The 20,198-nt window shown below is 61.7% G+C and carries 16 protein-coding genes and 1 pseudogene; 8 read left to right on the plus strand and 9 right to left on the minus strand.

Going from position 1 to position 20,198, the window contains the following annotated elements:
- Positions 1–6 precede the first annotated feature (6 nt).
- Entirely contained in the window at positions 7–1,248 is a 1,242-nt protein-coding gene (locus BN996_RS01020; RefSeq protein ID WP_089776788.1) for a phage NrS-1 polymerase family protein, read from the minus strand.
- 1,579 nt (positions 1,249–2,827) lie between these two features.
- Between BN996_RS01020 and BN996_RS01025 the strand changes: the two genes are divergently transcribed.
- The 3 genes from BN996_RS01025 (at position 2,828) to BN996_RS01035 (ending at position 5,911) form a co-directional block, all read left to right on the plus strand.
- Entirely contained in the window at positions 2,828–3,208 is a 381-nt protein-coding gene (locus BN996_RS01025) for a hypothetical protein (RefSeq protein WP_089776789.1), read from the plus strand.
- 103 nt (positions 3,209–3,311) lie between these two features.
- The gene (locus tag BN996_RS01030) at positions 3,312–4,100 is read left to right on the plus strand and encodes a helix-turn-helix transcriptional regulator (RefSeq protein WP_226908670.1); all 789 of its coding nucleotides are present in this window, start codon (positions 3,312–3,314) and stop codon (positions 4,098–4,100) included.
- Between the two features lie 101 nt (positions 4,101–4,201).
- On the plus strand, positions 4,202–5,911 hold the full coding sequence (locus BN996_RS01035; RefSeq protein WP_226908671.1) for an NAD(P)/FAD-dependent oxidoreductase: 1,710 nt from the start codon (positions 4,202–4,204) through the stop codon (positions 5,909–5,911).
- 59 nt (positions 5,912–5,970) lie between these two features.
- Here BN996_RS01035 and BN996_RS01040 read toward each other — a convergent pair whose 3' ends face one another.
- From BN996_RS01040 to BN996_RS01060, 5 genes and pseudogenes are all read right to left on the minus strand, one after another.
- Positions 5,971–6,522: a hypothetical protein gene (locus BN996_RS01040; protein ID WP_089776792.1), complete on the minus strand. Its 552-nt coding sequence runs from the start codon at positions 6,520–6,522 to the stop codon at positions 5,971–5,973.
- Between the two features lie 106 nt (positions 6,523–6,628).
- Positions 6,629–6,910: a DUF8000 family membrane protein gene (locus BN996_RS01045; protein ID WP_320055248.1), complete on the minus strand. Its 282-nt coding sequence runs from the start codon at positions 6,908–6,910 to the stop codon at positions 6,629–6,631.
- A gap of 357 nt (positions 6,911–7,267) precedes the next feature.
- Positions 7,268–7,558 (minus strand): annotated as a pseudogene (locus BN996_RS01050) (NAD-dependent epimerase/dehydratase family protein); the annotation flags it as partial.
- Positions 7,559–7,627: 69 nt separating this feature from the next.
- Positions 7,628–8,059, minus strand: a complete 432-nt coding sequence (locus tag BN996_RS20330) for a hypothetical protein (protein ID WP_042665032.1) — start codon at positions 8,057–8,059, stop codon at positions 7,628–7,630.
- 47 nt (positions 8,060–8,106) lie between these two features.
- Positions 8,107–9,255 carry a C39 family peptidase gene (locus BN996_RS01060; protein ID WP_209446878.1) on the minus strand — a complete coding sequence of 383 codons (1,149 nt, stop codon included), beginning with the start codon at positions 9,253–9,255 and terminating at the stop codon, positions 8,107–8,109.
- 309 nt (positions 9,256–9,564) lie between these two features.
- On the opposite strand from BN996_RS01060, the gene BN996_RS01065 reads away from it, so the two are divergent.
- Entirely contained in the window at positions 9,565–10,377 is an 813-nt protein-coding gene (locus tag BN996_RS01065) for a helix-turn-helix transcriptional regulator (protein ID WP_089776794.1), read from the plus strand.
- A gap of 27 nt (positions 10,378–10,404) precedes the next feature.
- Here BN996_RS01065 and BN996_RS01070 read toward each other — a convergent pair whose 3' ends face one another.
- On the minus strand, positions 10,405–11,319 hold the full coding sequence (locus tag BN996_RS01070; protein ID WP_089776795.1) for an NAD-dependent epimerase/dehydratase family protein: 915 nt from the start codon (positions 11,317–11,319) through the stop codon (positions 10,405–10,407).
- 718 nt (positions 11,320–12,037) lie between these two features.
- Between BN996_RS01070 and BN996_RS01075 the strand changes: the two genes are divergently transcribed.
- Positions 12,038–13,030, plus strand: a complete 993-nt coding sequence (locus tag BN996_RS01075) for an ABC transporter substrate-binding protein (protein WP_226908673.1) — start codon at positions 12,038–12,040, stop codon at positions 13,028–13,030.
- Positions 13,031–14,101: 1,071 nt separating this feature from the next.
- On the opposite strand, the gene BN996_RS01085 is transcribed toward BN996_RS01075, so the two are convergent.
- The gene (locus BN996_RS01085; RefSeq protein ID WP_089776797.1) at positions 14,102–14,419 is read right to left on the minus strand and encodes a hypothetical protein; all 318 of its coding nucleotides are present in this window, start codon (positions 14,417–14,419) and stop codon (positions 14,102–14,104) included.
- Positions 14,420–14,749: 330 nt separating this feature from the next.
- Between BN996_RS01085 and BN996_RS19915 the strand changes: the two genes are divergently transcribed.
- From BN996_RS19915 to BN996_RS01095, 3 genes are all read left to right on the plus strand, one after another.
- Positions 14,750–14,926 (plus strand): hypothetical protein, encoded by a 177-nt coding sequence (locus BN996_RS19915; RefSeq protein WP_167344086.1) that lies wholly within the window; start codon positions 14,750–14,752, stop codon positions 14,924–14,926.
- Positions 14,927–15,223: 297 nt separating this feature from the next.
- Positions 15,224–15,502, plus strand: coding sequence for an SHOCT domain-containing protein (locus BN996_RS01090; RefSeq protein ID WP_226908674.1), 279 nt, complete (start codon positions 15,224–15,226; stop codon positions 15,500–15,502).
- Between the two features lie 386 nt (positions 15,503–15,888).
- On the plus strand, positions 15,889–16,164 hold the full coding sequence (locus tag BN996_RS01095; RefSeq protein WP_089776799.1) for a hypothetical protein: 276 nt from the start codon (positions 15,889–15,891) through the stop codon (positions 16,162–16,164).
- A gap of 69 nt (positions 16,165–16,233) precedes the next feature.
- On the opposite strand, the gene BN996_RS01100 is transcribed toward BN996_RS01095, so the two are convergent.
- Entirely contained in the window at positions 16,234–20,160 is a 3,927-nt protein-coding gene (locus BN996_RS01100) for a heparinase II/III domain-containing protein (protein WP_089776800.1), read from the minus strand.
- Between the last annotated feature and the right edge of the window lie 38 nt (positions 20,161–20,198).

A 20,198-nucleotide genomic window follows, 5' to 3' on the forward strand; every position in this document is an offset into this window, starting at 1 on the left:
ACGTGACTACCGTCTGAACCACCCAAACAGCGACCACCCACGACCACTCTCGTCTGTCTTGTCTACCGCAGCTGCCGCTGCTTCCAGTTCACGTCGCCGTTCGCGTTCGGTTTCCAACTCTGCTTGGAGTCGTTCGTTCTCTGCGAGTACCGATTCGAGGTGGCGCTGAAGCTCTGCGAGCCGGTCGAGATAGTCGGTATCGCGAGACGAGGGTGGGGTTGTACGTTCGGTTGGTGTGGTCGACGTCGGATCGTGTGCTGTCTGGTGGTCTGGACGTCCATTGGTGGTGTCTGTGTGCGACGTTGAACGACCGACTGCAGTCGACCACTGTGAAGGGTCATAAAAATCGGACGTCCTTGATACCGACCGCTCGATGGTCTTTGCTCCGTACGTCGACCCGTCAGCGAAATGGACCTCGTCCCATTTCCTGCGATACAAGCCCGAGTCTCGGAGTAGCCGGTCGATCTGTGCTTCGTCGCCACCTGTCCAAAACGCGAGGATCGAACACAGCGCCATATCGGCTTCTGAGTGGCTGTCATACGCGCTGGTATCACCTTTCCACAGTCGGCTGAATTTCGGCCCGTTGGCTGCGGTCGATGCCCGCTCGACTACGTCCTCGTCGGTGAGGTCGTTTCCTGGCGTGTCGACAGCACTCGATTTCTGCGTCGCGCTGTCTGTGGTCTGTGGGTGTGTGCCACCCTGAGTGTGTTGTGTCTCGAAGTACGCACCGTGGAGTGCGGTGAGTTCGTCCGCTCGGTCGGCAACCGTCGTGGGCGTCTCGTCGACGTGGTCACCAGTCATCGTAAAGAATCGCGAGTCTTCGTAGAGTTCGAGGTCCCCTGTTCGGTTGCCACCTGGCGGCAGTGATCCACGGACGATGATGTGATACCCCGTTCCTGATGGACTGATCTCCGTGTATGACGCCAACTGGTCGATGATCTCTGTGGCCCATGCTTCTGTCTCGCCCGTTCTGCGAGTGCGGCATTTGTCGAGGTCGACACCAACATATGGATCGTCAGTACTGAACACGAAGCCAACACCATCTGCCGCGCCACCCCTTGCATACGCGAGCGCGTCGTCGAACGTCGTCCACGTCGCCGCATCGGTTGCGGAGGCATAGCCGCCGTTCACCGAGACAGGCACCTTCGTTTCGTCTCCACCACGTGTCTGTTTACGCCAGCCCACCCAATGGTCTCGTTCGAGGAGTTTGTCGGGAAGTGTGTCGCGTGTGGGAAGGGGTGGCGTCATCGGTACTCGATGGTCTCGCAGACACGTAGATAGCTATTTCGTGCGGCTACACGGGCGCATCGATTCGCCTGCGTTCCTACACCTGTGTAGAATTAGAAATCCGTCAAGACACACCCTACAGCCCCATTTTTCAGGGGTGTACATCCACGCCGAGTTCCCGCATGGGTGTATGCAAGCGGTGGCTTGATCGGGTGTAGATACACCTGGAGAGCTACTGCCGCGATGTGAGGTGCCTATCGCATCGATCCGTCGATGTCGACGTCTGACGCCGCTCAGACGCGAGATTCACAGTGAGGGGAAATCACCCCATTGTTGACGGTCGCCTCTCACTCACCTGTGTTCGAGCACACGCGAGTCGTCTATTCTCCAGTACACCACAGCATACGGAGGGTGTACCGGCCATTCTCAAATTCTCTGTTGCCGTCGATTGACCGGGGGGCGATGCCTGCTCATCGCTGGTCATGGTCGCTTCCACCCCGAGCGTCGAACGCACTGAAACCCCGTCTTTCGGCCGCTTTGACCTGTCTTTTTTGTGTTCGTCTCGACTTGAAGTGGGGGTCTGGCGTCGCTGGTCAAACGAAGACGTGACGAAGCCGAGAACGGGCCGTCCGTGGGAGTGTCAGCTCTCGCCCGAACCACTACTCGCAGGTTGTGGATGGGGCTACCGTGGCGTCCAGTCACGCCCGTCTGGACGGGGTTACTGGCAGGTCACCCCGGCAGTGAGGATGGAATCGCCGGTGGTCTCGTGTTCTCCCCCGTGGTATCGAGAGGACCGTCGCGGTCGTGTTTGCGATAGTGGAACCATTATTGTGGCCCGTATCCCCCGAGAGCCGTCGTGTTTGGACCCTCGAAGATTGCTGTGTCCCGTGGGTGTCTGTTGGAACGAAGCCACAGTTCCAGATTGTCCGTGACAAGTGTTCGCGCTCGAATCAAACGCACTTCCTCCCGACTCACTCGTGAGTCGAGAGCCAAAGTGGCTCGTCATCACAAACAATCTCCGATCGGTCGAACGACGTTGCTTGTTCATTGAGGAATGTGCTTCCACGCTACCGCTTAAGCGAAGTCGATTGTTGCGGGACAAACGGCGGGGTGTACTCCGATTGACCAGAGGTATAGTGTAACCCACCGACCCACGAACAGCACCGACTGCAACTCACCGCAATGACAACCCGGCCCCCAGACCCGTCCCGAGCGCCACGCCGATTGCAATCCCGAGTGCGAGATTATCCATCACCAAGCCGAGTGCGACGCCAAATCCTGCCCCGATCGCAATCCAGGTTCCCATCGCTGTAGGGTCGATACCTCCATCCCCGTGTTCGTCCGCACGCATGATTTCGTAGTTGCGTCGAACAGCTATAGTCGTGGCCCGCTAGACACCGCCCGCCCGACTGAATTATCACAGTCGTGTAGTTGCCACACCACAGAGCACACAATTCTCGACAACGGAGAGACTAACCACGCGGCGCAACGACCCTCGTACGAGATACCGAGACAACTCTCGTCCCGCGGCTCCGAAGGGAGCCACCCTACGGAACAGTGCCGACTTATTTCACCGTCCGAGTCGACGCACGAGTACGGAATGCCAGGTACTGAATCCCTCGCCAACGCGCTCGGCCGACTCGGGGTATACGCCCTTATCGCCGTCGTCCTCGTCGCGCCTCTCGTCCCGTTTTGGTACGTCGACTCGACGGTAGGCAGAGGCCCCTCTCTTGTCCAGATTGGGGGCGCGCTCCTCGCCGGGTCGCTCATCCTGCTGTGCGGACTCGTCGTCCTCGAACGCTACGCAGGAACCCGCCCGAAAGCCATCGCGTCGTTCAACGGATTCTGCCTCGGTCTCAACGCGGGATTGCTGTGCGGGGAGTGGAGTGGTCTCTCGCAGAACGCGTCGGTGTTCCCCGGACTGGCCGGCGCACTCGTGTGGTCACTCGGCATTCTCGAGATGTACGAACGAGTCAGGTGAGCTGTTCGCTCGGCGTGTCGCCGACAGATGAGTTTCAACCACCCTCGATTCCACAACAGTCTCCGAGAGGTATACTTACGGTTTACAGGTCCGTTCCGAGGACATGGCTCATCACGGCTGGGACTCACGCCAATTACTGGACCAGACACCGCTGCTGGATGCGTCCCGAGATGGACCGGTCGACCGATCGACGTTGCAAGACGAACTCGACATTTCGCGTGCGACGGCCTACCGGTGGACGTCTTCGCTCACCGATGAGGGGTTGCTCGAACAGACACCTACGGGATACCAGACAACTGGAGCCGGCTGTGCTGTGGCCGACGTCGTGTCACGATTCGAGCGGTCGGTCGCGGCGATCGACCGGTTAGAACCCCTCCTCGCCCAGATTTCAGCGCCAGAGTTCACGCGTCACGTCCACCTGTTCGCCGATGCCGATCTCCACGTCGCCACACCGCAAAATCCGAACGCGCCCATCGAACCGTGGCTCGAACACTTCGCGTCGTTCGAACACTCGCGGAGTCTGGTCGTCGCAGGGTGTCCGCCGAAGGTCACAGAACAGGGTATTGAACACGCCCGAAACGATGTCGACTTCGAGGCTATCTGTACGCCGCTGGCGCTCGAAGCCGACCGAAACGCTTCGAAGAACGCGTTCGACACTATTGCGTCGGCTGAAGCGCCCGCGCTGTACACCCACCCCGGACTACCCTTTACCATGGGCATCATCGACGACGTAGTCATCGTCGGCGGTTTCGACGACGAGACAGCCCTCCCGATTGCTTCGGTCACGACCGACGACCCCGAGGCTCGCGAGTGGGCCGTGGATCTCTATCGGCGCTACAAGCGCGATGCGGATCGGCTCGATGTGGCCGAGATGACCGCCGGAGAGCCGTGAACCCAACGGGGGTGACCTGTCTTCAGATTGAATGGAATATCACGAACTGAGACGCCGTCTCAGGGAATGACTATAATCCTGATCTGTCCGTCGAACGAATTATGGAACGGACAGGACAGACCGACGCGGGCAACGGGAATCGACAGCACGGGCGACGAGGCGACCGGGGTGACGGAGAGTCACCGCCGCCGAATTCCTACGATGTCGTCGGCGGCGGCTCGGGGATGTCGGCGTCTCTCACGGCGATGATTCTGGGGAAACACGGCCTCGACGTGGTGATGCTCGAAGCCGGGTCGCATCCGCGGTTCGCCGTCGGCGAGGCGATGCTCCCGCAGAGTTCGATGTGGATGTGGATTCTCGGAGAGTACCACGGCATCCCTGAGATTCAGTATCTCAGCGATACGAACGAAATCGTCGACAACGTCACGTCGTCGTGCGGTATCAAACACTCCATTGGCTTCGCGTATCACGAGCCAGACCGAGGAGTCACAGCGGACCACAGCCACCAGTTGATCCCGCCAAGCCTGCCGTTCTACAGCGAGAGTCATCTCCTGCGCTCAGAGGTCGACCAATATCTGGTCGCGGCCGCCCAGCGGTACGGCGTCGAGTACGTCGACGAGACCGAAATTACCGGCGTGGACATCGGCCGAGACGAGGTATCGGTGACGACCGAGCGGGGTGTCATCGAAGCGGCGTTCTACGTCGACGGGACCGGGGGGAACTCCATCCTCGCGGAGAAGAGGGGATACCGAGAAAACGCCCCGGAGTTGGAGACGGATTCGCGCGCCATCTTCACGCACGTCGGAGGGCTCGCCCCGTTCGACGAGCTACTCGACGAGGCTGCCCGCCCCGGACAGTCTAACCGCCTCCACGACGGGACGCTCCACCACGTGTTCGACGGGGGCTGGATGTGGATTATCCCCTTCGACAACTTCGAGCGCTCCGAGGCGAACAAGGTGAGCGTCGGGTTAGTGCTCGACCGGGCGCAGTACCCCACAGACGAGTCGGTCAGCGCCGAGCGAGAGGCCCGACGAATCATCGCCGAGTTCCCCGATATCGAACGCCACCTCGAATCGGCGACGCCAGTGCGACCGTGGGTCCGAACCGGCAGACTCCAGCGGACCGCCAGTCAGTCCGCCGGCCACAGACACTACCTGACCAACAACACCTACGGCTTCGTCGACCCGCTCTACGCGGTCGGTCTGGTGAACACCCTCGAATCCGTCTTTGTGTCGACCAACGTGCTTCTGGACGCGTTCGAAAACGGCGAGTTTTCGGCGACACGCTTCGCGCCGATCGACGAGATGCATCGCCATCAGCTCGCGACCAACGACCGGGTCATCAGCAACGCCTACAAGTCGATGGGCGATTTCCGGCTCTGGAACGCGTGGACGCAGATGTGGCTGGGACAGGTCCTGTTCCACGACCTGTACATCCAGCGGCATTGCTTCAACTACCTCGCAACAGGGCGACCCGACGAGTTCGACTCGCTCCTCGCGGAACCGTCGCCAGGCGATGGCGCGCCGTTCGTCCCGCAGAAATCCGAGATGCACCGACGGATGGCCGAAATATTAGACGTCTACAGGGCCGGAGACGCGAGTGCTGACGAGGCCGCTGGACTGCTGTTCGCGGAGCTTCGGCAGGCGGACTGGCTCCCGAAGCACATCTACGACTGGGGAGACGAGCGGGCACGGCACGTCGATTTCTCTGACCCAGAGTTAGTGGGAAAACTCATCCAGTGGGGGAAGACCGAATCCCCCGATCAACTCCGAGAGGGACTGTTCGACTTCCCCGTTCCCGAGATGGCGTAGCCGTCGGCTCGAAGTGGGAACTCTCCTTGACCCGTGTGTTTTCGTACCGACCCGGGCGGCTAGCGGGCCAAGTGCCCCCGAGCAACCGCCTCATGGATAAGCCCGCCTCCGACGCCGATCGGGACTGCCACCCAAATCGTCGATGCGACCGCGACGAAACCGATGGCGGCCGCGAAGCCGGCGGCTTCGAGAAGTTGTGCGACTTCGACCTGTCCGGAGACGCCCACCGGGACCACGAGAAAGGCGAACACGACGCAGAGACCGAGAAAGTACGTACCCAGCGTAGTGAGCATGCCCGCGACTGCACCGAAGTGTGGAACGTCGGCGGGGAGCGTCCGCCAGACGGTGACAGCGGAGACGAATGCGGCTGGCACGACGAGCGGGAGTCCGCCCATTCCAAACAGCGCCATGAGCGCCCAGTCAGACCCGCTCGGTGCGCCGAGGGCGAACAGCCCCCACGCGAGGAGGACGAAAACGAGAGTGGCTCCCGCAGCGGTGGTCGCCATCGCGTAGCCCGCGCCGATATCACGCCGGTCCGCCTTCGGCAACCGGTCGGGACCGTATCGCTTGCACGTCGTTTCGACCGCGGTTCGGAACCGTGTGTAGGACATACGACCGTATTCGCGGACCGATACAAAGACGTTTGTTCGTACGGCCTCGGTATAGGCGACGCACGGGCTTCGAGAGCTGTCGCCTCATCCCCATGCCCCCGGCTGTTCACTCCTCGTCGTCCGAACCGGGAAGCCGTCGAACGGCTTTCTCCCACCTGTCGCGGGCGGCCTGGCCGGGGTCAGCGAACGGGTCGTAGGTGATGTCTTCGGCGGTTCCGAGCCGACTGCCTTCGTCCCGTCCGGTCGCGCGCCGCCACAGCGCGACTATCGACGCGAGAGCGACCGCGGCGAACAGCCCGCCCAAGAAGAGATTGACCGGGTACTCGAACGCGGGCACGACGAACACGAGAACCAACGCGAGCGCAGTCAGTTGGAACGCGTACAGCAGGTAGCTGAATCACGTCCCGGAGAGTGAAACCGTTCGACCCATCTCTCGGGAACGTGGGGCTCCACCGCCAAAGTGCTTCACCTGAGCTGGCTCTGGTGGACTCCTCGGGGAGCGTGCGGGCGGAACTGTGCCGAAATGGGGGGCGCAGCCGAATTACGAGAGCCGGGTGAAAAGTAGGTCAATCACCCTCGAAGCAGTGCGTTCTCGGAGACCGGCTCCGGAAACGTCGACTGCGCCGTGTCGGGCGACAACCACCGTCTGACACTTGACTCGTACTGGGGGTTCGATTGTCGACACCGGGCCTCGGTGAGTGAGCTCGGAACCCCCGGTCGAAACACACTAACGCGAGCGCGCTCGTCAGTCGTCGAGGTACGGCTCACAGACCCGCTCGACACCCGCTTCGAACGAAACTTCCGGCTCCCACCCGGTCGCCTCGTGCATCTTCGAGTAGTCCGCTTTCGTGTCGTGGACGTACACCTCGAACGGATTCTCCACGTACACCGGCTCAACGTCCGTCCCGAGCACCTCATTAATCAGCTCGACCATCTCGTTGAACGAGTAGCTCTCGGCAGTCCCGAGGTTGTAGATGCCCTGAAGTCGCTCCTCTGCGGCGAGTTCGGTGCCGCGGACGATGTCGTCGACGTGGGTGATACGCTCGAAACAGCACCTGCTCCGAAAGAAGCCGCAAAGACAAAAAAGCCACATCGAGGAACGCGTCTACTGCGTCGGTGACCGAATAGCCGTGACACCGGTATCAACCAGCACGACGAACCCGAGCAGGGACGCGATGAAGAGCGCGATAATCGGGCCGGCGAACGCACCAGAGCCGCCGTACGTGAACGCCCCGTCGGTCGTGAGGACCGCAGAGACGTTCAGCACAACGATACCGAGTGTGAGGACGCTAAGTCCGCCGGTCAGGTATGAGGCGAGTCGTCGCGGACCCGCGTACACGTGATAGAGTGCGACGGCACCGAGAAGCGTCGGTACCGCCCAAATCCCGAGTGCAATCGCGATACCGGCGGGCGAACCGGCGGCGATACTCGAGAGCTGAACCGGTGGGATGGCGAGCAGCACCACCACGACGAGCAGGGTTGCAACCGAGAGCGCAACCTCGGTCATTCGGATGGAGAGATTGTCATTGAATGACATGTTTTGGCTTGGATGCGGGGATGTAAATTGTTTGTGACGAGTACTGTCTACGCTGGCGTAACTGGCGTCGTGAACCCCGTGAGCCAGTTTTTATGTCGGATCCAACTCGTGCCGCCGTAGGTGTCGTGGCATTTGTAGTAGAAATTGCTCGCGTCATCGTAGCCGACCACGGTTTCGGTATGCCCGACGAGCGAGACATCCAGCGGCATCGTGGACAACAGAAGCGGGTTACCATCGTCGATCTGATTTTTCGTCTGCTCTGGTCGAGTTAGGCCCACATCGACGAAGTTGTTTTCCGGAGATTCGTAGTCGTTGTCACCGCTATCGTACTTTCGAATGCCCCGCGGGATATCGCCGGGGATGGTCAGTCCGCTACCCGCGCCGGGGACGTCCCTTGTACTCATCTTTTGATGAAGGCTATCGATGAGAGCGTCTCGGTCAGAATAGGAGGTTCCTTCGTGGTGGCCGATGGCCATTGATGCCGCAATCGGAGAACAGCCGTCCCACTCATTCCACGAATCATCGGTATCGCCTTCAGTCCAGTTCGGGACTCCAGACACATCTTCGTCCGTGCTTCGCTGGATACCTATCTGGCGGACGTGCTGTTCTGGTGATGCCTCCTGGACCGTACGCCACTCAGTTTTTGCTCCGTGAGTGCTGGACTCAAACCGGTCGATGCCACTTACGGTCGGGAGCGGACGTGCGTGCCCGGTTCGAAGGTCCACGAACCGTGTTTGCTCGTCATCGCCAGCAGTCGGATCCGTCGCTGCGACACCGTACGACATCCCACCCAGATAGAGCAGCGTCTCGTCGAATGTGAGACTGTCGTGAATAGCCGAGTTCGAGAGACGACGCAGGCGTGACTGGGGTGCAGGGCTCGTGCCGTACCCCAACACGGGTGGAAGCTGCTTCCGCGCGGAGATAACGATATGACCCTTCTCGTTCGTAACCGGGAAGACGTATACTGCCGGTTCGAAGTTCGTTGTCGAGTTCTCCGAAACGGGGAGTTTGAACAGCGTTGCGGAGCCAACGTCGGTACGATTCCACTTCTGTAGTTCATCGTCACCCGCAAGCTGTTCGACCTTTGCCTCGGCCATTGCCCGTGCGAGGGACTTCGAAACCCGGTCCGATGACTGTGCTCTCGCTCCCTGCGTGGCGACGATAGAGCCGAGACTCAACGCGCCGAGCGCTTTCATCGCACCCCGCCGTGTAGTCCGAGTCGGCTGTGGTGAGCCGGCAGTACAGTTGGATGCGCTGTTCGGTGAATTTCGATTCGTGTCGTCGTCGTGCGTATCGTCGGTCATGAGGGCTTGCCTCAGTGGAGTTGTTACCATTCATTAACATTACTTCATTTACTGAGAAATAGCATGGAGAAGCTGCATATGATGAGTCGAATAGATAGAGCCTTCGCCTTCTGCACAACTCACCGTCGCAACGCACGGATCGACAGTTGGTTTTAAATGAAGTTAGATTTATTATAGACGGATAACATTTTCTGGACTACGATGGGTAGCCCGTCTCAGACTCTCATTTCGACCCTCCAAACCCGTCACAGCATGCTCGCCGAGTTGTGCACGGCCTCATATACGAAACGTCAGCTCGAAACAACGCTGGATGTTTCGCGATCGACAGTCAATCGTGGTCTTCGAGACCTCCAAGAGGAATCCCTCGCTGAATATGACGGTGGGGAGTGGCAGGCGACTGCGTTCGGACGGCACGCCGTACGCGTCCGTGAGTCATACTTAACAGAATTGGCCTCGTTCGAGGAGGCGGACGTATTTCTCGAACAGTTGGCCCAAGAGGGGGAGCTCGATTACGACTTTCTACGCGGGGTGACAGTACACAAAGCGGAAGCAGCAGCGCCCTGCAAAATACTCGAACAGTACATTACGCAAACGACTCGCGGGACGACAGTTCGAATTATCGCACCTCGTGACGTATTCGGGTGTACGAGAGTCGTGTACAACCGGCTCTGTGAACGCGAACAGTACGGCTTAGAGCTACTGGTTGCTGATGATGTCCTCGAATCATTTCGAGAGGTGTTCCCCGAGTTCACGCAGTCGTTGCTTCGTGATTGTGGTGTGCGATTTCACAGAGCGGCGGTCCCGTTCTCCTTCGGTCTGTGGATCGTTGATGAGACGGCTGCAGGAGTCATCATCTATGGCGATTACGGCATTGCTGGTCTCTTGGTGAACAACTCGCCGCGTTCGGTCGAGTGGGCAAAAAGTCAGTTCCAGACAGTCGAAGCTCACGCGGAGGAAGTCGAACTCGCCCACGTCACAGCCGTGACCGAGGCCGAACCCACGTCAACACGCTAATCCGCATCAACGAGTAGTCCTTTCAGTTCACAGATACGGCTCACAAACCCGCTCGACGCCCTCTTCGAACGAGACTTCGGGATCCCATCCGGTCGCGTCGTGTATCTTCGAGTAGTCCGCTTTCGTGTCGTGAACGTACACCTCGAAGGGGTTCTCGACGTACACGGGCTCGACGTCCGTCCCCAACACCTCGTTTATCATGTCGACCATCTCGTTGAACGAGTAGCTCTCGCTCGTGCCGAGGTTGTAGATGCCCTGCAGCCGGTGGTCGGCGGCGAGTTCGATGCCGCGGACGATGTCGTCGACGTGGGTGAAGTCACGCGTCTGCGACCCGTCACCGAACAGCTCCGGCGACTCGCCGTTCGCAATCTGGTCGGTGAACTGCGCGACCGTATTCGCAAATTCGCCTTTGTGTGCTTCCGCGCCGCCGAAGCCCTGGTACACCGAGAAGAAACGCATCCCGGCCAACTGCATATCGTAGTGGTGGTGGAAGTACTCCGCGTAGCGCTCGCGCCCCAGCTTCGACGCCTCGTACCCCGTCCGGGATTCGACGGGCATATCCTCGGGCGAGGGCTCGGTCCGCGACCCGTAAATCGACGACGTGGTCGCATACACCACGGTGTCGCAGCCGTCCTTTCGCGCCTGTTCGACCGTGTTGACGAAGCCTTCGATGTTCACGCGAGCGCCCTTCGTCGGGTTCTCCTCGTGCATCTTGTACGACGACAGCGCCGCGAGGTGGAACACGGCGTCGACGCCCTCGGTCGGGAGGTCGTCGTCGAGGACGCTCGCGTCGTGGAATTCGACCGCGTCGTCGAGGTTGTCGGGCGTCCCGAGGTAGAGGTCGTCAATCGCAATCACGTCGTTGTCTTCGGCGAGGTGATTTGCGAGGTTCGAACCGATGAAGCCGGCACCGCCAGTAACGAGGACTCGTTTGCCGTCCATATGTCGAAGCTCTCACCGAGTGACAAGAACTTATCGTAGGCGGGAGGGGGATCGGCCCGTACTCGTGCGCGCTCTCCAGCGGTCGGTCGAGTCACCGGACAATCCGAGCCACTCGCTCCGATCGATAGGGTTCACCCACCGGTCGGAACTCACTGAGAAGGTGGGCTTTGCACCGACTTCAAAACCGACGGATCGGTACCGGTCCGTACTACGGTGAGGTCTGCATAGAATGTGAACGCGACGTGGGACGCGTTCGAAGGGGACGACACACCGACGGTTGAGCGATTGGTGAACCGACTGTACTCCCGTGACGGCCTCGTACCGTGGAGACCAGTCGCTGAAGGCCACGTTAGGGAACCAGCGGTCGCCCGGTGTTAGGTATAACAGCCATATCGGTGCCACAGCGAGGCGCTAGCAAACCCATGCAGAATGCTGAGACACCGCCCAACCCGAGTGAACACTTCGATAGCACACTACATTTTGGTCTGCCTAAAAATCGAAGTCATTATTTGGTTTTAGGCCAACCTAAAATGTAGTGGACAAGTACAAGCAACTCACGCGACGGGACTACGTGAAGTACGGGGCTGCGGCAGCGACGGCCGCACTCGCCGGCTGTAGCGGACAGTCGGCGTCCGAACCACCGACAACCGAAGCGAACACGACAGCGACACCAACGGACGACGAGCGTTACGCAGCCACCCTCTCGCCGGCCGGCCGTGTGGAGTTCACCGAGCCTCCGGAGAACGTGTTTACTGTCCTGCTGCACCACGCGGATATGGCGGTCGCACTCGGGCAGGGCGAGTCGCTCAACGGGATGTATAACCCGGAGGGGTTCGGGCAGTTGTACGACCTGCTATTCGAACGACTCCCCGGCGTCTCGGTCGATTGGGCCGGGCTGGTGGATACCTGGAATCCCGACAAGGAGGAGCTCTACGAGCTCGACAGCGATATCCATCTCGAAGACCCGGCGTTGATGGCGACGATGGAGGCGTGGGAGCCCGACGACGTTGCGGAGATTCGGACGGAAGTCGCCCCGTGGTTCGGGAACTCGCTGAGCCGAAACCACAGCGAGCCGCCGGCGAGGTGGGCGGACCAGTACCAGTATCACACGCTCTGGGAGATTTTCGAGCAGGTAGCGGTGGTGTTCCAAGCGCGGGCGCGGTACGAGGCGCTGGCGGAGATTCACAGCGACCTCCTATCGACGATTACGGCCGGCCTCGAAGAGATGGAGGCGCGGCCGTCGACGGCGCGGTTCCTGTGGCGCGGCGGTATCTGGGTGTACCCACTCAACGGCCCCGGGACGGTCCGAGCCCACACGCGCGTGTTCGACGCCGAAGACGCACTCGCCGACGTGCCGAGCGGGACACAAATCGACATGGAAGCGCTCGTCGAAGCCGACCCGGACGTTATCCTCGTCGACGGTGGCCTCGGTCCGGACTGGACGACGACCAAACAGGAACTGTACGACGAGCCGACTGCGCAGGGCCTCTCGGCGGTCGCAAACGACCGTGTCTACCCGATTGGAGTTCGCTACGGCGGCCCGCTCATGAACCTGTTCCAGTTGGAGATGATTGCCAAGCAGCTGTATCCCGAGCAGTTCGGCGCGTGGCCGACCTACGAAGGCGGCCCGTATCCCGACGTTCCGGAAGCCGAGCGACTGTTCGACCGACAGCGCGTGGCTGACATCATCAACGGGGACTTGCAACCGTAGTCGAACACCGGGCTGGTGGATAGCCTCGTCAAACACTGAGCGACGGAGCTCACCAAACGACGAAAGAATACACAGCGTTCATGAGCGACGCCTGTAACCCTCGCAACATGAGTACAGACGCGAGCGCACGCGTGCCACACCTGTTGATGTCGATTGGAGGGTTGGCGCTGGTCATTCAGTCGGTCGTGTTCGAAGGTGCCTTCGGACTGGTGACGAACCCGGGCGTGTCTGGCGGCCTTCAAGACGTGCTGAATGGTGGTCTACTATTTGTATCAACCGTCTGTTCATTCAGTGGTGTATATCTGCAAATCCGAACGTCTCGATAGCGACTCGCCCATCACTCGAACGAAGTATGGACTTGCGGTTTGACGCGCGTTTCGCTCAAATCGGATTCTCAGTGTGGTATCCCCACAGATGGCGTGGCTTCCCCTTGACATCCTCCCCGCCCTGAAGAGCAGGGTTTTACCCTTCAATCTTCCATGAGTAACCCCACGAGCGAATTCAGGCCGGTGATCAGATTTCCGGGGTGAAAATGTTTACTCAGGGTCATATACGAGACCCGCTATGGATTCGCACATGGAGTCTCCAAGCCCTCCGACGGACCTACGGTGGTGTCTCGTTGTTAGCTAGTTCCTAGACCATGATAATTATTGTCTCCCACTACTATCGCCACTGTCACTCGTGGCAGCCGAACTCCTCGCCGCGGTTATCGGCAGTAGTACGTCAACGTTTATGCTCACTTCTCGGTTGCTGTCTATGACGAGTTGACCTGAGCGAGACTGAGACATCCCCTGTCGTGTTGGTGACGAAATGAAGCACGACTCGGGAACCACCACACCCCACTTGGAAAGCGGCAAAATTCTTGACCAATTGCTTATGTGTCGTTCGCACAACGATCTCAATAGGAGACGCACCCGATCCGAACGAGACGGTGCGACCGAACACATGTCTACTGAGGAGAACACACGGAGTGACGACACTCGCGAACAGGTAGCTCAGGCGACACAGATTGCGCGAATACTAACAGGAAGTGTGGTGAGTGCGGTAGCGTTGATAGGTATCGCTGTGACATCACTCACACAGTTCATCCTCGTCGTATTCCTCACAGTGATACTCGGGGCCGGTGTCTATCTGTTGGCTGGAGTGCTTCGTCACGACTGACGAAGCAACACAAACCGACCACTCAGTCACGGACCTCAACGACGGCGAACCAGAGGCCGATGATGACCCCATCGTCGTTGCTTCGACGAGGTCGGCGGCACCGAGCAACGCTCCAACACCGAGGGAGGTGGCGAACACGACCAATCCCGTACAGGCAGCGTACTGCCACTGAGGTAGGTCACTGAGCCAGCGGTCGAGACGCTGAAAGCGGTTCGTCGCCATCGCCATCAGATAACTAACGTGACATGGTAACACCACTAGAAGCCGTTCACGAGGACACCGCACGCGACGAGCGAAACCACTCGACAGCGTCAAGGTCCGTGCCCAACGGTCGGTAGATACGATGTGTGAGCAGGACAGACGGGTCTATCCTCGGAATCGCTCTTGGGACCAGAGTAACCACGCTCATCGTGGGTGAGGCGGTCGCGTCGGCGTGGTTCCCAGCGTGTACGCAATCGCCTTCGAAGTCAAATGGAGTTGGCGACGCGTATCTCGTGGGTCGGAACACAGCGGTCCCGGACACACCACAACTAACAGACTGCTCGCCCACGAGCCAACATGGACCGGACGGACCTGTTCCTCGGATTGATAGTCGTTCTGTTAGCCGCACAGGTATACGAGACGGGCGACAGCCACACGTCGATATTCATCGTGCTCCCCGTGATGGCGATTCTGTACCTGTTTCCGGTGTACCTCGCCGGAGCGGTTCTCATTGAGAACTTCGTCGACGGCTGATTCACAGCACATGGCGGCTTCGAAGGCGCGAGACACAACGCGCACAGCGCATGAAACAGAAACACGCGACTGTCCGTCGTCGCGGATGAGAAACAACAACAGCGAACAGCAGAACCGAATCAGTCCTGCGACTAGAGGGGTCTGTTCGACAGCAGTTCGGACGACTGGACAGGAGCGTTCCCAGCGAGCGACAATCACGACGTGAGTTGATACGGTCTGTGAGTATACCACTACGTAGAGGTGAGAAAGATGATGCAAACGGCGACCGTCATACTCCAATGGGGTGGACACGGTCCGATGGGCCCCCACCGTGGCCACGAGGCTGCCGCGGGGGGCGCGACAGCCGCCGGAAGCATGGGGTTCTGGTGGCTCGCGGTCGGTATCATCCTCCTGGTCGTACTCGTGGGTCTGAGTCTCGTGTACGTCAGTCGCATACGGGCGAGCGGGACCGAGACGACGACCCCGAAGGAAGCCGACAGCGCCATGGAAGACCTTCGAAAGCAGTACGCACGCGGCGAAATCGACGACGAGGAGTTTGCAAACCGGGCGACCACGCTGAATCTGGAGTGGGGATAGGTCGGAGTGGATTGAGTACGAGATGTCCGAACGCGGCACGCTCGTCAGGTCAAGCAGGCGATCTGGGTGTACGCCCCATCACCGTCGTTCTCGGCACGCCCGCGGCCCGTTTTGGTACGTCGGGTCAGCGGTGACCGGACCGATTTCGCTCGCGCACATCGGGGGCGTACTCGTGTGGTCTCTCGGCGTCCTCGCAGCATACGAGCGACTCTGATGAGCAGTCATTCGCGGACAACGGCGGCGACCGGTGCGGGCACGGCGTCGGCGGGCGAGGCCGGTGACGCCGGACACGCCGAACACGGGCTAAACGACGGGTAGTGACGGTCTGTCACGACTTTTCGTGGCCGTAATGAACATATGCCGGCGGGCGAGTGTACCAGTCACGGATGCCGACGCGAGAGCATATCGACCAGAAGCCCACGAGCGAGCAGCGAAGCGAACTCGCTGCACAGGACACCCGCGACGACGACGACCGCGTCGCGACGACGCCCAACGGCGCGTACACCGGCGGCTACGCGTATCACGAACTCGACGGAGACGGCGAAATCGTCTGCGGCGGCCACAGCGAGGGTCACTTCGTCGAGGTCACGCGCGGCGAGGCCAAGCGGACGGGCAAGACGCCCTGCGGGAAGTGCGAGTGGATTCTCGAACTGAAACGCTAGCGCCCGCCACTGCGACGCCCGTCGGCGAAGCGGCGTCCGCGTGCCGGCGAGCGGGCGACCGACGGGTTCCTACCCCGACCACGTGGCGCTCAGCGGGATGACGAACCGCCCGTTTTCTTCGAGGACGTACTCGTAGCCCGCGTCCGGGTTACTCGGGTCGCGGAACTGTTTGACCGTCGTCCGCTCGCCGAGTTTGAGCGTCGCCCCGGCGCTCGTCGCGTCCTCGACGCCGACGATTTCGTACGCGCCGTTTCGGCCGTCGACCGCGTCGGCGTACACCCACGAGCCGACCGCGCTCTCGATGCGCCCGGGGTCGAGCGGCCCGTTCGACACGCTGACGCGCAGTTCGTTGTCGAGCGAGAGGCTTCGAGTGAAGCCGTCGACGGTCCCCTCGATACGCGGCCGTTGGTCGATGAGTCTCTCGCCGTCGGCCGTCAGCGACGACCCGTCGACGAGGTACGCGTGTTCGTGATTCCCCGCGTCGTCGACGGAGTAGACCGCGAACGCGCCGTCGCAGGAGAAGACGCCGTCGACGGTGTGCTGGGTCGGTTCGCCGTCGGGACGAGCGGTCGCACAGAGGACGTAGTCCGTCCGGCCGTCGTTCAGTTCGACTTGCACGGCGCGGGCGGTCGGGTCGTCGCTCTCGACGGGGACGGCGGTCACGTCGGCAATCGCTCGCTCGCCCTCGTACGATTCGATAACTGACCGGAAGACCGAACTGCCGCGTTCGGGCCGTCGGTGGGCGAGGAGGTAGTTCAGCGAGTCCGGGTTGTTCCAGCGCTGTGGCGGGTCGCCGGTGGCGATTGCCACGTCGTCGCACGCCGTCAGCATCGTCAGGCGCATCCGGACGGGGTCGGCGTCGGCCGGACGGACGTCCCAGTAGTCGAGGGCGTTCCACTCGACGCTGAACCGGTCGCCCGGGTCGGGGTCGCGCTCGACCTCCGAGAGGTAGTTGAAGCCGTTACCGACCCGCTCGTCGTACTCCGTCTGCTCCCCGGGGGCGGGCTTCGGAACGTCTCGACCGGCGTACGTCCCCCCGTCTTGCGGCGTGAGGTGCAGCCGCTCGGTCGAGACACCGGACTGTTCTTCGAACTCCGTCCGGAGGAGTTCGACCGCGGTGCCGTCGACGGTGAACCCGTCGAAGTAGAGACTCCCCGTCTGGCGCGTCCCGAGTCCGCCGAAGATGCCGACCCGGTCGTCGGTCGCACTCGGTAACTCGTAGGTCCCCCGTGCGCGGGTCGTACCGTCGGGCGATTCGAGCGCGACGTCGACGGTCGTCCCGTCCGTCGAGACGGTGAGCGAGTACCACGACCCCTTCCTCCAGCCGTCGATTGACGTGGACGCTGCCCACGTGTTGGCCTCGGGGTAGAACAGCCCGAGCCGCGGGTCGTCACCCGAACCGTGGTTGCCGACGCCCGCGCAGACGTGCCGACCGCGCTCGTCTTGGCCGAGGTAGATGGCTTGGACGTGTTGCCAGTAGGCCTCCGTCCCGGTCGGCTGTGCGTTGATAGACACCCGCGCCTCCGCGTCGGACCCCGCGGCGACGGACAGCCCACGGCAGTCGTGCGACTCGTCGGAGGGGTCGAAGACGCGTATCGACCACGACCCGTCGACGGCGGCGTCCCGCGAGGGTTCGATGCCGCCCGCACCGCCGCGGGCGACGAACTCCGAGACGCCGTCTCGAAGGTCGTACGTCACGCGGTCGCCCGGGGTCGGCGGGCCGTGGAAACTGAAGTGGTGGTCGGTCCCGCCGGCGACGGCGAAGAAGTCCACCGCGTACGAGTTCGCCTCGTCGATGGTCACCTGCGCGGTCGTTCTGCGGTATCGGTCGGTCTCCTCGTACACGTCGGCGGCGTCGACGTCGAACAGTTGGACGCGGTCCGTGTGGTCGAACCGCTTCGGGGCGGCGACCCACTGCCGGTCCTGCTGTCGCTCGTTGACGACGACGGTGTTGTGGCTCACCGTGTTGGCGGTCCAGTGCCACCGCTTCGGCCAGTCGCCGGTCTCCTCCGGATAGCCGAGGTCGGGCGAGAGGTTCAGGTCGTGGCCGAACACGCCGAGGTTGAGCGTGTCGCGGTGGCAGTGGCTCGTCCCGTAGCCGTCGTCCGGACCGAACGCGTTCCGCCCGTAGTACGTCCACACCCCGCGCCCCGTCCCGTCGGCGGCCGACCCCGCCCGGAGGGCCGTGAACCCGTAACCCGCGAGCTGTGTGCTTTCGAGGTCCAGCGGCCCGGTCGCGGCCAGCGCCGTCTGGAGCGCGGAGTCGATCTGCTCGGGGTTCCGGTCGAAGATGTCGCCTCGGAGGCCCGCGTCAGAGTTCCCGTTTCGGTGATACAGCCACTTGACGAGGCCTTCGCCCCCGTATTTCACGTACGCCCGAATCAGGGTGGCCGTGGGAATCATGTCGTCGAACCCCGGACTGCCCGTCCCGGCGGTGTCGCCGATACGCGGAACGTACCGATTGAGGAACGTCAGCCGCGACTGAGTCTCGAACGCCTGACTGACGAGCGGAGTGCGATACAGGTCGGCACCGGAATAGCCGTCGTAGCCGTTGAGAACCTCGGCGGTGCCCTCGAACGCCCGAGCGACGAGGCTGTTGTAGTGGACGCTCGCCTCGTTCGAGAAGCCGTCGCGGTCGAAGTCGGCGAGGAGCTTCGACAGCACCTCGCCGCCGGTGAGACGCCAGCGGCCGAACGCCGTGCCGTCGTCTTCCTTTTCGAGCGTTCCCGCTTTGAACAGGAAGTCGAGCGCCTCGTCGGTGTAGCCGTCTCGGTCGTCCTGAACGACCGCCGAGAGCGCCACCGTCTGCTGGTGGCTCCCGAAGTTGCCGCGTATCTGCGCCCGCTTGACGCCGGGGAGCATCTGCCTGATGAACCCCGATTCGATGTTCGACCGGACGGCGTCCGTGGTGTCCTTCGCTGGCAACGAGGGGTACTCGGTCGCCTTCCGGTCGAGAAAGCGCGTGAGTTCGGAATCGACGTCGAGCGCGGGGAAGACGGCGTCGTAGGCCTTCATGACGGCTTTGACCCAGTACGACTCCCAAATCGACCCGATCTGTTTGCCCTGCCCCGTCCCGCCGTGGGTCGGGTTCGGAAGCCCGTTTACCTCCGTGTACCCGCCGTCGTCGAAGTACACCGTCTCCTGCAGGCTCATGTCCGGATACACGTCGGCCAGTCGGTCGAGAAGCACCGCGACGGCGCGTGCGTACCGCTGGTCTTCGGTGTAGAGGTAGGCGTGCGAGAGGTTGTCGAGCATCGAGCGCATGCCGTAGATGACGTTCCAGTGGTGGGCCCACCCGACCGGCGTCCACCGGACGCCGGGGTCGCCGAGGTCGCCGTTCTCGTCGACCCAGCCGAGGCCGTCGTCGACGCCCCACTTCGGACCCATCTCGGGGTGTTCTTCGTTGACGAGGAGCGACCGGTCCGCGAGCGACGGGTCGAACGCGCCCGTCTCGTCGAGGCCGCTCCGGCGATACGCCTCGAAGTCGTTCGTCGGAAGCGTGTACTCGCGGTCGGATATCTTCCACTTTGCACCGGGCTTCGCCGCGTAGGAGGCCCCCGAAGCCGGCGACTTCGGTGCCCAGGCGCTCGACCACGGGTAGCTCCCCGCCGTGCCCTCGGCGAGCCACGCCGTCCGAGGGACGTGCTGTGAGCCGACGTACTCCCAGAGGTCGTCGAGCGAGAACTGGTCCAGGAGTTTGTTTGCGGCCGACACGACGCCGTCGCGTCTCGCCCGCGCCCAGTCGTGCGAGTCGATGTTCTCGCGGGCGGCCCGCCGCTTCCGGTCGGTGTAGAACGTCGCCCGCGTCTTCCGCGACGACGGCGTCGCGGAGGGGAGATAACTCCACAGCAACGCGCCGATGAGGCCGACACTCGACGCTTTCAGGAACCCGCGACGGCTCAGGGGCAACGTGGAGCCCAGATATCCGTCGGTGTCAGACCGCTCTGACGGCGGGTCGTCCGAGTCGGTCGGTGGACCCGGATTCGTGTTAGTCATCGATACATTGTTGTATTCATGAAGTTTAAAACACTTTA

Origin of the sequence: Haloferax massiliensis, from assembly GCF_001368915.1 — an archaeon.
In the GTDB taxonomy this organism is placed as follows: Archaea; Halobacteriota; Halobacteria; order Halobacteriales; family Haloferacaceae; genus Haloferax; species Haloferax massiliensis.

Excerpts from the sequence above, each read along its gene's own strand:
- BN996_RS01090 (WP_226908674.1), top strand. The coding sequence starts at position 15,224 with ATGGGCCCCCACCGTGGCCACGAGGCTGCCGCGGGGGGCGCGACAGCC.
- BN996_RS19915 (WP_167344086.1), top strand. The coding sequence starts at position 14,750 with ATGGACCGGACGGACCTGTTCCTCGGATTGATAGTCGTTCTGTTAGCC.
- BN996_RS01070 (WP_089776795.1), bottom strand. The coding sequence starts at position 11,319 with ATGGACGGCAAACGAGTCCTCGTTACTGGCGGTGCCGGCTTCATCGGT.
- BN996_RS01020 (WP_089776788.1), bottom strand. The coding sequence starts at position 1,248 with ATGACGCCACCCCTTCCCACACGCGACACACTTCCCGACAAACTCCTC.
- BN996_RS01100 (WP_089776800.1), bottom strand. The coding sequence starts at position 20,160 with ATGACTAACACGAATCCGGGTCCACCGACCGACTCGGACGACCCGCCG.
- BN996_RS01085 (WP_089776797.1), bottom strand. The coding sequence starts at position 14,419 with ATGGCGATGGCGACGAACCGCTTTCAGCGTCTCGACCGCTGGCTCAGT.
- BN996_RS20330 (WP_042665032.1), bottom strand. The coding sequence starts at position 8,059 with ATGTCATTCAATGACAATCTCTCCATCCGAATGACCGAGGTTGCGCTC.
- BN996_RS01095 (WP_089776799.1), top strand. The coding sequence starts at position 15,889 with ATGCCGACGCGAGAGCATATCGACCAGAAGCCCACGAGCGAGCAGCGA.
- BN996_RS01060 (WP_209446878.1), bottom strand. The coding sequence starts at position 9,255 with ATGAAAGCGCTCGGCGCGTTGAGTCTCGGCTCTATCGTCGCCACGCAG.
- BN996_RS01065 (WP_089776794.1), top strand. The coding sequence starts at position 9,565 with ATGGGTAGCCCGTCTCAGACTCTCATTTCGACCCTCCAAACCCGTCAC.
- BN996_RS01030 (WP_226908670.1), top strand. The coding sequence starts at position 3,312 with ATGGCTCATCACGGCTGGGACTCACGCCAATTACTGGACCAGACACCG.
- BN996_RS01040 (WP_089776792.1), bottom strand. The coding sequence starts at position 6,522 with ATGTCCTACACACGGTTCCGAACCGCGGTCGAAACGACGTGCAAGCGA.
- BN996_RS01025 (WP_089776789.1), top strand. The coding sequence starts at position 2,828 with ATGCCAGGTACTGAATCCCTCGCCAACGCGCTCGGCCGACTCGGGGTA.
- BN996_RS01035 (WP_226908671.1), top strand. The coding sequence starts at position 4,202 with ATGGAACGGACAGGACAGACCGACGCGGGCAACGGGAATCGACAGCAC.